The following is a 1374-nucleotide window of genomic DNA, read 5'->3' on the forward strand; positions in this document are numbered from 1 at the left end:
CCCAGCTCGGGCATGAAGCCCTGGACGGCGGCGAGGACGGCGTAGTCGCCGCAGCCGGGACACCAACGGACCTCCTGGTCCGACTTGAAGTCCTTGGCCTTGAGGACGGTCTCCGCCTTGGGCACCAGGCTCAGTACGTCGGTGGTCGCGTGAGTCACCACGCCGGTCACCACGCCGGTCATCGCGTCGGTCACCACGTCGGTCATCGTGTCAGTCATCGCGTCAGTCATCGGTGGCCTCCTGGAGGACCGCGGCGAGTTCCTCCGCCTTGAAGGGCATGCCGTTGACCTGGGTGTGCGACCGGACGTCCACCAGGTATTCGGCCCGCAGGAGGCGGGCCAGCTGACCCAGGTTCATCTCCGGGACGACGACGCGGTCGTAGTGGGCCAGTACGGGTCCCAGGTTGCGCGGGAAGGGGTTGAGGTGGCGCAGGTGGGCCTGCGCGATGGGGGTGCCGGCGGTGCGCAGGCGGCGGACGGCGGCGGTGATGGGGCCGTAGGTGGAGCCCCAGCCCAGGACGAGGGTCCGGGCGCCGTCGGGGTCGTCGACGGTGAGGTCGGGAACGGCGATGCCGTCGATCTTGGCCTGGCGGGTGCGGACCATGAGGTCGTGGTTGGCCGGGTCGTAGGAGATGTTGCCCGTGCCGTCCTGCTTCTCGATCCCGCCGATCCGGTGCTCCAGCCCGGCCGTGCCCGGCACGGCCCACGGGCGGGCCAGGGTGTGCGGGTCCCGCTTGTACGGCCAGAACACCTCGGTGCCGTCGGCCAGGGTGTGGTTCGGGCCCGTCGCGAAGGAGGTACAGAGGTCCGGGAGTTCGTCGGTGCCGGGCACCCGCCAGGGTTCGGAGCCGTTGGCGAGGTAGCCGTCGGACAGCAGGAACACCGGCGTCCGGTACGTCAACGCGATCCGCGCCGCGTCCAGCGCCGCGTCGAAACAGTCGGCCGGGGTCCGCGGCGCGACGATCGGGACCGGCGCCTCACCGTTGCGCCCGTACATCGCCTGCAACAGGTCGGCCTGCTCCGTCTTGGTCGGCAACCCCGTCGAGGGCCCGCCGCGCTGGATGTCCACGATCAACAACGGCAACTCCAACGACACCGCCAACCCGATCGTCTCCGACTTCAACGCCACACCCGGCCCCGACGTCGTCGTCACCGCCAGCGCCCCGCCGAACGCGGCGCCCAGCGCCGCCCCGATCCCGGCGATCTCGTCCTCCGCCTGGAAGGTCCGCACCCCGAAGTTCTTGTGCCGGCTCAACTCGTGCAGGATGTCCGAGGCCGGCGTGATCGGGTACGAGCCCAGGTACAACGGCAGATCCGCCTGCCGACCCGCCGCGATCAACCCGTACGACAACGCCAGGTTCCCCGAGATGTTGCG

General features: G+C 70.5%; 2 pseudogenes. Both read right to left on the reverse strand.

Annotation, left to right across the window (positions count from 1 at the left end):
• Positions 1 to 182 (reverse strand): annotated as a pseudogene (locus tag AB0D46_RS38525) (hypothetical protein); the annotation flags it as partial.
• 40 nt (positions 183 to 222) lie between these two features.
• Positions 223 to 1374: pseudogene (locus AB0D46_RS38530) on the reverse strand (2-oxoglutarate ferredoxin oxidoreductase subunit alpha); the annotation flags it as partial.

The organism is Streptomyces sp. NPDC048383, from assembly GCF_040651775.1.
GTDB lineage: Bacteria > Actinomycetota > Actinomycetes > Streptomycetales > Streptomycetaceae > Streptomyces.